Raw genomic sequence first — 13,503 nt, forward strand, 5'->3', positions numbered from 1 at the left:
TGCCGACCAGCCCTCCTTGTTCCGGGACTAGGTTGTACTCTACGCATGGGACTCAGTCAACCGTCGGCTTCAGCAGAGGGCGAGCCCCGGATGTCAGCCCTGTTAGTGGCTTACCTTCAGATACAGATACCACCCGTAAGAGAGGAAGAGCAGATTCGTCATCCATCCGGCAAGAATCGGAGCCATCACTCCGCTGCGGCCGAGAGCAATCGCGACAGAATATGCTGCCCAGTACAGAAATCCGATGACGAGCGCCTGCCCGATGCCGATGGCCATGCCTCCTCCGCGTACGCCGGTTCGTTTGAGACTAAGCGCGATTCCAACGACGGCCATTACGATACTGACGAAAGGAAAGGCAATACGACCATGGTATTCCGTCAGCAGGCGGGAAACGTTGTATCCGTCCTGCTTCAGCCGGCTGATCCGGGCGCCCAACTCAGTGAGAGTCAGTTCTTCCGACTCCCCCGAGAGTCCCGTGCGAAAATCCTGTGGGCCTTGCGACAGCGGAAGCGGTTTCGTGGCAAACGCCTGGATGGCAACGGTCCCATCAGGGGACAAGACCCGGGTGACTCCATCCTGCATCATCCATCCCTGTGGCGTATACAACGCCTCCTTGGCCTCTGTCATTTCCATCAACTGAAAGTCCGGTCCCAGCCTGTAGAGCTGGAGTCCATGCAGCGCGAGGCCATCAGGTTCCATCACTTCAATATTAAGCAGCGTCTGATTTTCGAGTTGTATCCAGGGCCGCAATGTTTTCAGGATGGCGAGGGGATTCTTCTTTTCAATGAGGGCGGTCTTGACGTACTCGGCCTTCGCGTTCGTCACCGGGACCATCACCGCGCTCAGACCGAACAATGCAATGGCAATCAGCGTTGCGCAGACAAAAAAGGGCAGCGCGGTCCGATAGAGGCTGATTCCACAGCTTCTCATCGCCGTGATTTCATGGTTGCGGGAAAGCATACCAAGCGTGAGGAGGGTGGCCATTAAGACGGCCAGAGGGGCGATCTGAAACGCGATGGCGGGCATCCGCAGAAGAAAGAATGTCAGAATATGCATCGCCTCAGCATCAAAACGAATGAACCGCCGCACCTTTTCAAAGAAGTCCACGACCAGGTAGACCGTCATGAGTCCCGCAAAACACATGAGAAAGATTTTGAGGTACTCACGGGTCATATATCGGAAGAGAATCGTCGTCATGGTCTACCGGCGGCTGACACGATAGAACAGCACAAGCCCTGTGCCGAAAAACATAACGTTGGGCAGCCAAGCTCCTGCAAAGGGCGGCAGCCACAACGTCGTCACCAAGAATTCGCACAGGACATTCAGCACATAGTACAGGATGATGATCATGACGCCGGCCGTAAATCCTCCAATGCGTCCCGATCGCTTGGAAACAATGCCGACAGGAATGCCGAGCATGCCAAAAATCAAGGCAGCCGTGGGAAAGGCAAGATCTTTATACGATTCCATCAGACGCCGCAGGGCGCCGGTATCTCGCCACTCACTGCGATCCAGTTGCTCCAAAATGGCCTGCCGGGATGGCCGTTCGTCGGCGGGGGCATAGAGATTTGGATCGAGCGTAAGCTTGAGGTCGTAGCTGGAAAAGGAGATGTGTTCATATTGATCGACATCGTGCGGCCGACTGTGGATGGTGCCGTTGAGTAATCGGATGCCGACATAATTGCTGCGCGGATCGTTCAGCAGGCTGTATTGGCTGGCTACAATGATGCGCGCGTCGGTTGGATTACGCTCGTCTGAAATAAAAATATTTCCGCCTTGAGCGTGGCGGCTGTCCGAGACATATATCACCATATGGGGGATCGGTTCGTTAAAAACGCCCTTGTCCAGTGCCAATGTCAACTGATCGCGAAGCAGGCTGAGCGCTAATTTTTTAAGCGACACGCTGGTCCACGGTTGACCCCATTGGGAGAGCATCAATGTCAGCCCAAAGACCAGGCAGGAAAAGAGGAACACGGGCCAAGCCAGCCGGAGCAAACTCAGTCCCGCCGCTCGCATGGCGACTAGCTCTTTATCATACGAGAGCCGACCAAAGGCTGTAATCGACGCGATGATACCGGCGATGGGAAGTGTCAGCACTAAAAAGGACGGCAGGAGGTGCAGGAAGACTTTGATAACCGCCATGAAGCCAACGCCTTTGGACACGAACAGCTCAACGAGTCGAAGCAGTTCCTTGGTCAGCATCACAAAACATAAGGCTCCGACGCTGATGAAAAACGGCGGCAGAAGTTCCGTAAAGATGTAGCGATCGAGAATTTTATTCAAAAAAGGAGATCCCGGAAGGACTATTCGGCACGAACTATAGCGAATTGACCACGCAGTGTAAATTTGGCAGTCGGGTCATGGGAAACGCCTCTTGATCTTACCAAAAAAACTACTGCTTGACAGGGTACGTGATAAATGCTAGAGAATCCACCGTTTTTATAGGTTTTTCGTATGCATCGTACTCTTATTTCCTTGTAGTAGCCGCAAGAAGCGAATCCGCTTCTTGTGGCTTTTTTGTTCCGAGAACCACTGGTAACGCCTGACTAATGTCAGGTGAGCAGGAAAGGAGGAGATTGTGAAGAGTAAGGGCACGGTGAAATGGTTTAACGATCGCAAAGGGTTCGGGTTTATTCGACTGGAAAGTGGTGAAGATGTCTTTGTCCATTATTCCGCCTTACAAGGAGACGGATTTAAGTCTCTCAAGGAAGGCGAGAGCGTCGAGTTTGAAATTGTTCAGGGAGCCAAAGGGCCGCAAGCCGCTAATGTTATGAAAATGTCTGTTAGCGGAGCCTAACCTCGCCGCGTTCACCAGGGTCCGCCTGTTCGGGCGGACCCCCTTTCCCTACGATTCATTGCCAGCGTTCGTGTTTCTGCTCAGCCTGAGCATCTGGCCTAAATCCTTGACAGCCTTGCACAATATTGATAGTTTTTGCTGAACGCGTTGGGGAGGAGCTTCTTGGAGGCGGACAAAGGCAAGATTTTACAGACCGCCAACCAGTTGGCTGCAAAAGGTCAATTCGACAAGGCGATTGCCGAATGGAAAAAGCTTCTCACCGATTCGCCGAACGACGGGTCTGTTCATAACAACATCGGCGACCTTCATATCAAGCGCAATGCCGTCGCTGAAGCGATCGAATCCTACCTGCTGGCCGGTGGGGCATTTCATGCATCCGGATCTGCCCTTAAGGCGATCGCTGTCTACAAAAAAATTCTGAAGCTGGACCCCGGGCGTTATAGCGTCTACCAGCAACTTGGCGACCTCAATGCCGAACGGGGCTTGGTCAATAACGCCGTCACGGACTATCTCACCTTAAGTAAGTTGTATCTGAAGGATGGTCGCACACGGGAGGCCTTAGCAGTCTACCGGAAGATCGTCGATTTGGATCCCACGAATTTGAACGCGAGACAGCGGCTGGCTGAATTGTGTCTCCAAGAAAACTTTCGCGACGATGCCGTGAAGGCGTACTTTCACCTTGGAAAGGAATGCGTCGCTCAGGACCAGATCGAGCAAGCCACCAAAGCCTATAAGACTATTTTAAAGATCGATCCCGGCAACGCCAAGGCGGAGCGATTATTGAAAGACCCAGCAACCGCTCTGCACGAAGTGCAGGTGGAGTTGTCACGGCGCGTTGGGGGCTCGGAGAGCCCGCTCGAACAAGCTCAACGACAGATCGACGCCGGAGAGTTCGACCAAGCCGAAACGGTCTTGTCCGATCTCTTGAGCGCGCAGCCGGGAGATCCGGAAGTCTGCCGGCTGTTGGCCATGCTGCACTTAAAGCGGGGAGAATTAGCAGTCGCCTTGAGTGAAATTCAGTTCTTGTCGGAAGCCGCGATTCGTGCTGAAGACTATGGGCTCGCCGAGTCGATGATTCTCGAATATCTCAAGGCCGATCACACGTGCGTCTCATTGTTGGAGTTGTTGGGCACGCTGTATGAACACAAAGGCGAGAATGCGGCCGCGGCCATACAGTATGGCAAAGCGATGTCTGTTTTATTGGAGTACCCCGATCCTGAAGCACCCGACCGTCCGGCCGAGCTCTTAACGAAAATCAAGGCGCTGGATCCAACCTGCGCGATGATCGGTAACCTTTCTGTCGCACCTGCCTCACCGCGTGGGACGAAGGAGCCGGATTTTGTATTCCAAGTGGAGAACGAAGAGCCCAAGGGCCGGCTCACTGAAACGCCAGAGACCCCACCAATACTTTCCCCCGTCGTAGCTGAACCGATGACGTTGAGACTGGCAGGAGTGGCAGATGATTCCATTCCGTCATTATCTCCGTCACCTTCCGTGGAGCGTCCACCGGTTCTGCCAGAAGAAGAAGTGGCGGCCGTCCCAGAAGAGTCGGTGGCGGCCGAGCCGGAGGCATTGCGTTTTTCTGAAACAGCCATTCCTCCAGTGATAGGTGAATCTTTAGAGGAAGCAGAAGAGGCATGTGTACCGGTTGCCGAAGTCGTTCCGGAATCACCGGTCTCGGAAGAAGCAAGCGTCCCGGATCAGATCTCGTTCAGCCCGGCGCCACGGCAGGTCACCGAACACGAATACAAGGTTCATTACGAACTCGGAATGGCCTACAAAAACATGGGTATGCTGGATGAGGCGATCGAAGAATTTCATGTAGCCATCAACGGCAAGGAATGCTTTCTTGACGCCACAACGCTGCTTGCAGCCAGCTTGAAGGAGAAGGGGCTCACGGTACCCGCCATGGAATGTTTGGAACGCGCGCTCGCCGATGCGCGGTGCGATCAAGACAAAGCCCTTCCCATCCGATATGAGCTAGGATTGCTGTATGAATCCGAGGGATTGGTGGAAAAGGCGGTCGACATGTTGTCGTCGATTCCGGCGTTTCTCGATGTGCCGATCCGCTTAGAGCGGCTCAAAGCGGGGCAGACTTCCGACCAACATGAGGGAGAAGGCCACCCCGGAGAGCCGACCTCAGTTGCCACCGCCAACGCTTCATCTACAGAGCGTAAAAAGCGGCGCATCTCGTATCTATAATTGGATGAGCTAAAACCTCTCTCTGGATCGCCAAAATGGTTGTCCAGCTAGGCAGCAGGGAGCGAAGAGGCGAAGCGTACGCTACAGCCTACGTTAAGCCTTTGAGCGATGTGAAAACGAAGCTCGTACCCTTTTTCACCATCCTGTCATGAGTCTTCTCGAATTCTTCCAACTCAAAGAGAACCCCTTCTCCATCACCATCGATAATCGGTTCTTTTTTAAATCCCAGCAGCACGCCGAGGCGCTCACGCGCCTCAAGTATGCGGCGGAGAATATGAAAGGATTGGCTCTCGTCGTCGGTGATATCGGAACGGGAAAGACGACTTTGGCGACGCGGTTTCTGGAAGAATTAGAAACCGGGGAATATGAGGCTGCGCTGCTGATCGTCCTGCATGCCGCTGTGACGTCGGAATGGATGTTGCGCAAGATCGCCCTGCAAATGGAGATCGCCACGCCGGCTGAAAGCAAAACCGATTTGTTAACGCAACTATCCAAACGACTGGAGGAAGTCGCCGAGTCCGGTAAGAAAGCCATCGTCCTCATCGACGAGGCACAGATGCTGCGCAGTCAAGAACTGATGGAAGATTTTCGCGGCATCCTGAATATCGAGAGTAATGGTCGCAAGTTGGTCACCTTCGTCTTGTTCGGGCTGCCCGAGCTGGACCAGGTCCTGGCACTTGATAAGCCGCTGCACCAGCGGGTGGCCATGCGTTATGAATTAACCGCACTCAATTCGCCCGGCACCGAAGCGTACGTCAACTATCGACTACGGATTGCCGGCGGACACAAGGTCATTTTCAAACCGGAAACCTTTTACCTCATTTGCCATTATTCTAAAGGCATTCCTCGTCTGATCAACACCATCTGCGACAACGCGCTTCTCGAGAGCTACCTCAGGAAACAAGACAAAATCGAGACTGCTTTAATACACGAGGTCGCGGAAGATTTAAAACTCGGCCGCGCCTAATCCAGATTCTCGACAGGCTGTTCAAAAAGGTCTTCTGGCGAGAGCGCAGCGAGGCCGGGCCGCGAGGCGTACTCGTAGTACGTTGAGGGGACGGGTGACTGAGAACGAAGCTTGAGGCTTTTTGATGAGCCTGCTAGGCCACCCGGTTGGGTGCCGGTCTTCCGTCCATTACCGCCAATATGTTGTCCAAACAGACCATGCCCATGCGAATCCGCGTGGCGTGCGTGGCCGAGCCAAGATGTGGCAATGTGACGACCTGACTTAGTGCCAAAAGACCCGGGTGAATGAGCGGTTCATGTTCATACACGTCTAAGCCGGCTCCGGCCAATCGCCCTTCTCGTAAGGCGGTGACGAGCGCCGCTTCGTCGACAACCGCTCCCCGGGCAACATTGATGACATAAGCCGTCGGTCGCATGAGCTGAAGTTCCCGCGGTCCAATGAGATGGTGCGTGTCCGGGGTAAGAGGCACATGAAGGGTCAGAAAATCGGCTTCAGCAAGGGCATCATCCAATGCCATGCTCTTCCATGAAGGTTGGTCGGGAAAGTTTTTCACTGTTCGATTGTAGTAGAGCACCGGCATATTAAACCCCACCGCTCGCCTGGCAACCGCCTGTCCGATTCGTCCCATGCCGATGATGCCAAGTGTGCGGCCGAAGACATCGGTGCCAAGCAATTGCCGGGGCTCCCACCCGCTCCAAGCTCCTTCCTGGACGAGACGATGCCCTTCAGGCACTCGACGCGCTGTGGCCAACAGCAACGCCCATGTAAGATCGGCCGTACTTTCCGTTAGGATGTCCGGCGTATTAGTGACGACAATCTTATGAGCCCGCGCGGCATTGAGATCGATGTTGTTATAGCCGACGGCATAGTTTGCAATGACCCGCAGATGTGAGGTTTCCAACAGTATCGACGCATCGATGTGTTCGGCTAAGGTGCAGATGAGCGCCTCTGCATCTCGGATACCGGCTAAGAGAACGTCCCGTTTCGGTGGCGTAGTCGCGGGTAATTGTGTCAGGCGAAATCGTTCGGTCAGCGCGGTCATCACCGGATCGGGCAGCGGTCTCGTGACATAAAGGGTTGGTTTCGACATGTGGTGAAAGATTTCTTTCCGGCTCGCCGGGTCGTAGAGCCGATTCCTCCAGTGTGAAAAGCGGCTGACCGGCTGCCTTGACTGGCTTCTCAGCCGTTTGTTAGACTGCACGACCTAACTAATTGAACAGCAAAGCGGTTTACCTTTTTAATCCCCGGTTTCAAGAGGGCAACATGAAAAAGTGGTGGGAAGACGATGCGACGCAGTTGAAACGCACAAGGCTGTACGCACAGGGTAATCCGGACGAATGGGGCGCTGGAGAGTCGGTCGCCGAAGAAGAATTGCCTCCGCCTCCAGCCAATGTCATTGCGAAACCCGGGAATGGCCGCAATTTCATTACGTGGGATCCTGTTCCCGATGCGCTGTACTATAACATCTATTTCCTGACCACCAAAGGCGTCCAGATTAAATTTTCAGATCTGACCCGGCCCATCGCCGGCCCGGATGATTTCAATCCCGTTAAGGGAGTCAAGAAGGAAAAGGGCAACCTTATCGAAGGTGCAGCCTCTCCTTTTGTCCATGAAGATCTGGCCAACGGCACTTGCTATCACTATGTTGTGACCGTCGTCACCGAAAAGGGGGAAAGCCCTGAATCCGCCGAAGTCCTCGCCATTCCGTCGCCGTATCTCTTAGCCATGACGATCGGTCAGGAAGGGGTCGATGACGGTGAACTGAAGGCGCCCACGGGCATCGCGCTCGACAAGGACGGCAACATTTACGTGTCCGATACCGACAATCATTCTGTTCAAAAATTCGATAAGGATGGAAAGTTTCTCGCCCGATGGGGCGGGGAGCCGAGTGCACAAGAAGGCCAGTTTTATTATCCACGGGGCCTGGCCACCGGTCCGGAGGGCGATGTCTATGTGGCCGACAGCGGCAATAACCGCGTCCAGAGGTTTGATAGTGAAGGCAATTGCATGCATGCCTGGGGCAAGTTCGGCTTCGCCTGGCGCGGAGCCGAGATGGGGAAGTTTGATGTGCCGTGGGGACTGACGACCGACCCTCAAGGGAATGTCTATATTTCAGACACCAGCAATGCCCGCATCCAGAAATACCAGCCTGATGGCACGCCCGTGATGAAGTGGGGCCGCGATGGCAGTTACGACGGCGCCTTTTTCTTTCCACGGGGGATCGCGGTCGATTTTGTCGGGAACGTCTACGTAGCGGATGAAGGCAACCACCGCATTCAAAAGTTCGATGCCCGCGGCAGCTTCCTCACCAAGTGGGGAAAGGAAGGGGCCGGCCCGGGACAGTTCAAGTCGCCGTGGGGTGTCGCCTGTGATGCGCTTGGGAACGTCTACGTCGTCGACAGCAATAACCATCGTATTCAGAAGTTCGACGGGAACGGCACGTTTATTTGCGCCTGGGGAAACCGAGGCGTGACCGAAGGGCAATTTAATTTTCCGTACGGGATTGCCGTCGATAAAGAGGGCTGCGTCTACGTGGTGGATAGCGGCAACAATCGTGTCGTGAAGTACGTGCCGACGGAAGAGGAAATTCAGCGGACCCAGCTGGCCAAGACCAAACAGCAGGAGTCATCGAGCGGCGTGCCTGCCCCCCATAGCGTGGTGGCCAAAGCCGGCGACACCGAAGTCACGTTGAGCTGGATGGAGGTGCCAAAGGCCACCTCCTATAACTTGTATTTCCACACCTCTCCGAACTTGACCAGTGAAACCGGCACACGCATTGAGGGGGTGACGAGTCCCTTCGTTCATAGCGGTCTCACGAACGACACCCCGTACTATTATGCGCTGGCTTCCGTGTTCGACGATGGGGTCGAAAGCCCGCTGTCGGAGGAAGTGACGGTCACTCCGGTGCTGATCGATATGACTGCGCCGCAAAATCCCAACGCGGTCATAAACCATGGCGCTTTTATGACGAACTCACCCGAGGTCATTGTCACGATCTCAGCCAATGATGTGGATACCGGCGTCTCGGCCTATTACATTTCGGAAAGTCCGATGGCTCCCACGGCGACTGTGCCGGGATGGGTCGACGTCGAGCCGATGAATAAGTTCGGTGCGACGATTCCGTTCATCCTGTCGCCCGGGGATGGCCAGAAGACCATCTACGTGTGGTTTAAGGACGTCGGGAACAACGTCTCGGTACCCGCAAGCGCCAGCATCCTGCTCAATACGTCGGGCTATCTCTGCGTATCCAAATGGGGCAAGCCGGGGCGTGGTGCGTCTCTTCTGCATGGCGGCGAGTTCATCGCCCCGATGTATGGCATGGCGATCGATCAGCAGGGCAGCATCTTCGTCGTGGATAACGGCAATAACCGCATTCAGAAATTCGACAATAACGGCAACTTCATCATCCTGTGGGGCAATTTCGGAACATCCAACGGCAGCTTCCATAATCCCACCGGCATTGCCTGCGATGCAAAGGGCGACGTGTATGTCGTCGATACGAACAATCACCGTGTACAGAAGTTTGATGGAAAATTAGGCGGCTATGTCATGAAGTTCGGATCGCGCGGCAATGCGGAAGGGCAGTTCAACTCGCCCTGGGGCATCGCCGTCGATCGCGTGCGCGGCTATATCTATGTCGTCGACAGCGCGAACTTCCGCGTGCAGAAATTCGACATGACGGGTGAGTTCATCATGCAGTGGGGCAGTTTCGGCAACAACGACGGGCAATTTTATTTTGCCCGCGGCATTGCCGTCGATCAGATGGACGGATCGGTGTACGTGGTGGATATGGGTAATCACCGGATTCAAAAATTCGATACGAGCACGAATGTACTGCCACAACTGTTGACGAAGTGGGGCGGGGGCATCGGCCCGGGTCATGCCAGCAGCCCACAGGCGCAAGAAGCCGGACAAATGCGCTCGCCGTGGGGTATTGCAGTGGATAGCCACGGGGATGTGTATGTGGCGGATACCGGGAACCAACGCGTGCAGAAGTTCGACCGGGAAGGCAACTACATCACGCAATGGGGCGGATTCGGCAACGGCGAAGGCCAGTTCAATTTTCCGTATGGGATTGGAGTCGATGCGCGAGGCAGCGTATTCGTGGTCGATAGCGGCAATACGCGCGTTCAACAGTTCATGCCGTCCGACGAAGGCAGCGAGCGGCTGCAGGAAGAAGCGGAAGCCGCAGCCGAGTTGACGGACCAAACAGCGAATGCGTCAAACGCCGGAAAGTCGTAAGTCGGAAAGTTGAAGCGGTTGACAGTGGAACCTGCGAGACTTGAAGACAGGGTAATAATAAGGCTCTTACACCAACCCTGAGGTCGGTATGCTGGAAGAACATGTGCGGCTTGGGCTTACATTCGATGATGTGATTCTCATCCCGGCCAAGTCCGAGGTGTTGCCGAGCGAAACCAATACCCAGACCTACGTCTCTCGCCATATCGCCATTAACATTCCCATCGTCAGTTCAGCGATGGATACCGTGACGGAATCCCGGCTCGCGATTGCCCTGGCTCGCGAAGGCGGGATCGGCGTCATTCATCGCGTGCTCTCGCCGGTCGATCAGGCGGCTGAAGTCGACAAAGTGAAAAAGTCGGAAAGCGGCATGATTCTCGATCCCATCACCATTGCGCCCGATCAAACGATTCGAGAAGCCCTGCAGCTTATGGCCAAGTTCCGGATCTCGGGCATTCCGGTCACGAAGCAGGGCAAACTGGTCGGCATTCTGACGAATCGCGATCTCCGTTTCGAAAACCGGATGGATCTCAAGGTTGCCCAGGTGATGACGAAGGACAACCTCATCACCGTGCCGGAAGGCACGACGCTCGAGAAGGCGCGGGAGATCCTCCACGAACACCGTATCGAAAAGCTCCTCGTTGTCGACAAGCAATTCAATCTGAAGGGGCTCATCACAATCAAAGATATCGAGAAACGGATTCAGTACCCGCATGCCTGCAAGGATGAACATGGACGCCTGCGGGTTGCGGCTGCGGTCGGCGTAGGGCCCGAGACGGAAGAGCGGGTGGCGCTTCTCGCCAAAGCCGGGGTCGATATGGTGGTCGTCGATACGGCCCACGGCCACGCCAAAAGCGTACTCGACACCGTCAAGCTTATTAAGCGAACGCATCCCACACTGGAATTGGTCGCCGGCAATATCGCCACTGCACAAGCGGCGAAGGATTTGGCCAAGGCGGGCGTGGATGCCGTAAAGGTCGGCGTCGGCCCCGGCTCGATTTGCACGACGCGTGTCGTGTCCGGGGCAGGGATGCCGCAATTGACCGCGATTATGGATTGCGCCAAAGTGCTGAAGGGGACCGGCATTCCTATCATTGCCGACGGAGGCGTGAAATTTTCAGGCGATATCACTAAAGCGTTGGCCGCGGGCGCCTCATCGGTCATGATCGGCGGTTTGTTGGCCGGAACCGAAGAATCGCCCGGCGAAACGGTGCTCTACCAAGCCAGGACGTACAAGGTCTATCGCGGCATGGGTTCACTCGGTGCGATGGAAAAGGGAGGGAAGGACCGCTACTTCCAATCGGGACGGCCCGCCTCCAAGTTGGTGCCTGAAGGGATCGAGGGGCGTGTCCCTTATAAAGGGACGCTCTCGGGCGTGATCTATCAGCTCGTCGGCGGCGTGAAATCGGGAATGGGATACTGTGGCTGTCGGACCATTCCTGATCTTCAAAAAAACGCGCGATTCATACGGCAAACGTTGGCCGGCCTCAAAGAAAGCCATGTGCACGATGTTATCATTACGAAAGAAGCGCCGAACTACCGAACGGACTGGGAGTAGATCGAAGGTCGTCACGTCATAAAGTCATAAGGTCGGAGTCTTGATGGACTTTAAGACATGATGACTTTACGGTCTTGACGACGGTGACGTTGAACCATGGAATTCTGGCATGATCGGATCCTGATTCTCGACTTTGGCTCTCAGTACACACAGCTGATTGCCCGCCGCATCCGCGAAGGGCGAGTCTATTCGCAGATCCTTCCCTGCACTGCATCCTTAGCCACAATCGAAGCGTACCGTCCGAAGGGCATTATCATGTCCGGTGGGCCCTCAAGTGTGTATGATCGCAAGGCTCCCAGAGTCCCCAAAGAGATATTTGACCTCGGCGTCCCCGTCCTGGGGATTTGCTATGGGATGCAACTGGTCACCCATCTTCTCGGCGGTGAAGTCGCCAAGGCCAACCATCGGGAGTATGGCCGAGCCGAACTGTTGATCGACGATGCGTCGGATCTACTGAAAAAACTGGCACCGAGGTCGCGCACCGTCTGGATGTCTCACGGCGATCGCATCGAGCGCATGCCCAAAGGATTCGGGGCCATTGCCCATACCGAGAATTCGCCGATCGCCGCCATGAAGTCGGTCGGAGGCGGGCGGAAGATCTATTGCTTGCAATTCCACCCGGAAGTCGCACACACGGCCGGCGGCACGCAAATTTTGAAGAACTTCGTGTATGACGTGTGTGGATGTCAGCCGACCTGGACGATGAGTTCGTATGTCGACACCGCCGTGAAGACTATTCAAGAACGGGTCGGCAAGGGAAAGGTCATCTGTGCGTTGAGTGGTGGCGTCGATTCCTCAGTGGCGGCGGCACTCACCCACCGTGCCGTCGGCTCCCAACTCACCTGCATTTTTGTGGATAACGGGCTCCTCCGGAAGGAAGAACGCGCCAAGGTCCAAAAAAGTTTCTCGCAGCTCGATCTTGACCTCCATGTGCTGGACCGTTCCGCAGAGTTCCTCGGTGCGCTGAAGGGGGTGATCGATCCGGAGCGGAAGCGCAAAATCATCGGTCGTCTGTTCATTAAAAACTTTGAGCGTGAGGCCAAACGTTTAGGGAAGGTCGATTATCTCGTTCAGGGCACTTTATATCCGGATGTGATCGAGAGCATCAGTTTTAAAGGTCCCTCGGCCACGATTAAAACACATCACAATGTCGGGGGGCTGCCGACGAAAATGCGACTGCGTCTTGTAGAGCCCTTGCGCGAATTGTTCAAAGACGAAGTCCGCGTGCTCGGCAAAGAACTGGGCTTGCCGGACGACATCGTCTGGCGCCATCCCTTTCCCGGGCCGGGGTTGGCGATTCGTGTACTGGGCGCCGTCACACCGCAGCGATGCGCGATGTTGCGAGAGGCCGATGCCATTGTGGAGCAGGAAATTCGTCAGTCCGGCTTGTATGGAGAGACGTGGCAAGCCTTTGCCGTGCTCCTGCCCATTCGCACCGTCGGCGTCATGGGCGATCAGCGAACGTACGAGCATGTGGCGGCCATTCGCGCGGTCACGAGCCTCGACGGCATGACGGCTGACTGGGCGAAGCTGCCGCACGAGGTCTTGGGAAAAATATCGAATCGTATCATTAATGAAGTCCGCGGCGTGAATAGAGTGGTCTATGACATCAGCTCGAAACCGCCGTCGACGATCGAATGGGAATGAGGAAGGCGGGTGTGATCTAGGTGACCTTGTGCTCGCAGAGCGCGCACGCGAAGGCGGTGCTCGCTCCATGCGCGCAGTGACGGTCGCCTAGAT

Annotated in this window: 9 protein-coding genes; 6 read left to right on the forward strand and 3 right to left on the reverse strand. The window is 55.3% G+C overall.

Features of this window, described 5'->3' with window-relative positions:
* Nucleotides 1-102 precede the first annotated feature (102 nt).
* Nucleotides 103-1,197: an LPS export ABC transporter permease LptG gene (gene lptG / locus ACWHYZ_RS07855; protein ID WP_447986727.1), complete on the reverse strand. Its 1,095-nt coding sequence runs from the start codon at nucleotides 1,195-1,197 to the stop codon at nucleotides 103-105.
* 3 nt (nucleotides 1,198-1,200) lie between these two features.
* Entirely contained in the window at nucleotides 1,201-2,283 is a 1,083-nt protein-coding gene (locus tag ACWHYZ_RS07860; protein WP_447986728.1) for an LptF/LptG family permease, read from the reverse strand.
* 295 nt (nucleotides 2,284-2,578) lie between these two features.
* On the opposite strand from ACWHYZ_RS07860, the gene ACWHYZ_RS07865 reads away from it, so the two are divergent.
* From ACWHYZ_RS07865 to ACWHYZ_RS07875, 3 genes are all read left to right on the forward strand, one after another.
* Nucleotides 2,579-2,797 carry a cold-shock protein gene (locus ACWHYZ_RS07865; RefSeq protein WP_447986729.1) on the forward strand — a complete coding sequence of 73 codons (219 nt, stop codon included), beginning with the start codon at nucleotides 2,579-2,581 and terminating at the stop codon, nucleotides 2,795-2,797.
* Between the two features lie 162 nt (nucleotides 2,798-2,959).
* On the forward strand, nucleotides 2,960-4,999 hold the full coding sequence (locus tag ACWHYZ_RS07870; RefSeq protein WP_447986730.1) for a tetratricopeptide repeat protein: 2,040 nt from the start codon (nucleotides 2,960-2,962) through the stop codon (nucleotides 4,997-4,999).
* 148 nt (nucleotides 5,000-5,147) lie between these two features.
* Nucleotides 5,148-5,966 (forward strand): ExeA family protein, encoded by an 819-nt coding sequence (locus ACWHYZ_RS07875; protein WP_447986731.1) that lies wholly within the window; start codon nucleotides 5,148-5,150, stop codon nucleotides 5,964-5,966.
* Between the two features lie 133 nt (nucleotides 5,967-6,099).
* Here ACWHYZ_RS07875 and ACWHYZ_RS07880 read toward each other — a convergent pair whose 3' ends face one another.
* A complete protein-coding gene (locus ACWHYZ_RS07880; RefSeq protein WP_447986732.1) occupies nucleotides 6,100-7,056 on the reverse strand; it encodes a 2-hydroxyacid dehydrogenase in 957 nt (318 codons plus the stop codon).
* A gap of 173 nt (nucleotides 7,057-7,229) precedes the next feature.
* On the opposite strand from ACWHYZ_RS07880, the gene ACWHYZ_RS07885 reads away from it, so the two are divergent.
* The 3 genes from ACWHYZ_RS07885 (at nucleotide 7,230) to guaA (ending at nucleotide 13,410) form a co-directional block, all read left to right on the forward strand.
* Entirely contained in the window at nucleotides 7,230-10,208 is a 2,979-nt protein-coding gene (locus ACWHYZ_RS07885; RefSeq protein WP_447986733.1) for a 6-bladed beta-propeller, read from the forward strand.
* Between the two features lie 88 nt (nucleotides 10,209-10,296).
* Complete coding sequence (guaB, locus tag ACWHYZ_RS07890) at nucleotides 10,297-11,763, forward strand: IMP dehydrogenase (protein ID WP_447986734.1); 1,467 nt, start codon at nucleotides 10,297-10,299, stop codon at nucleotides 11,761-11,763.
* Between the two features lie 96 nt (nucleotides 11,764-11,859).
* A complete protein-coding gene (gene guaA / locus ACWHYZ_RS07895) occupies nucleotides 11,860-13,410 on the forward strand; it encodes a glutamine-hydrolyzing GMP synthase (protein ID WP_447986735.1) in 1,551 nt (516 codons plus the stop codon).
* Nucleotides 13,411-13,503: the final 93 nt, after the last annotated feature.

The organism is Nitrospira sp. Nam74, from assembly GCF_965152615.1.

Bases quoted from the DNA above. Each gene is read 5' to 3' on its own strand.
- lptG (WP_447986727.1), bottom strand. From the start codon at position 1,197: ATGACGACGATTCTCTTCCGATATATGACCCGTGAGTACCTCAAAATC.
- ACWHYZ_RS07875 (WP_447986731.1), top strand. From the start codon at position 5,148: ATGAGTCTTCTCGAATTCTTCCAACTCAAAGAGAACCCCTTCTCCATC.
- ACWHYZ_RS07880 (WP_447986732.1), bottom strand. From the start codon at position 7,056: ATGTCGAAACCAACCCTTTATGTCACGAGACCGCTGCCCGATCCGGTG.
- ACWHYZ_RS07885 (WP_447986733.1), top strand. From the start codon at position 7,230: ATGAAAAAGTGGTGGGAAGACGATGCGACGCAGTTGAAACGCACAAGG.
- guaB (WP_447986734.1), top strand. From the start codon at position 10,297: ATGCTGGAAGAACATGTGCGGCTTGGGCTTACATTCGATGATGTGATT.
- guaA (WP_447986735.1), top strand. From the start codon at position 11,860: ATGGAATTCTGGCATGATCGGATCCTGATTCTCGACTTTGGCTCTCAG.